At 69.2% G+C, this 516-nt stretch carries 1 pseudogene; it reads left to right on the top strand.

The window, feature by feature from the left end:
• Positions 1-516: pseudogene (locus EOA27_RS39620) on the top strand (primosomal protein N'); the annotation flags it as partial.

Here is a 516-nt window from a genome sequence, read left to right as displayed (position 1 = left end):
TCTGGTGGCCTGCGGCCCCGGCGTCGAGCGAATCGCCGAGGAAGTGGTCGCCCATTTCCCGGACGCGCGCACCATCGTGCTGTCGTCTGACCTTCTGGGCGGCGTGCGCCGGTTGCGGCTCGAGCTCGAAGCCGTCGCCAATGGCGAAGCCGACATCGTCATCGGCACGCAACTCGTCGCCAAGGGTCACAATTTTCCCGGCATGACGCTTGTCGGCGTGGTCGACGCCGATCTCGGGCTTGCCAATGGCGATCCGCGCGCCGCCGAGCGCACCTTCCAGCTGCTCAGCCAGGTGACGGGACGCGCCGGCCGCACCGGCAAGAAGAGCCTTGGCCTGCTGCAGACCTACCAGCCGGATCACCCGGTGATGCGGGCGATCGTTTCGGGCGATTCGGAAGCTTTTTACGAGCGCGAGATCGCCGAGCGCGAGCGTGCAGGGCTGCCGCCGTTCGGCCGGCTCGCCGGCATCATTGTGAGCGCGGCGACGCGGGGCGAGGCCGAGGGCCATGCGCGAGG

The sequence above is a fragment of the Mesorhizobium sp. M2A.F.Ca.ET.037.01.1.1 genome, from assembly GCF_003998075.1.
In the GTDB taxonomy this organism is placed as follows: Bacteria; Pseudomonadota; Alphaproteobacteria; order Rhizobiales; family Rhizobiaceae; genus Mesorhizobium.
Note: the sequence above shows the minus strand (reverse complement) of the source record. Positions and strands in the feature narration are given on the sequence as shown.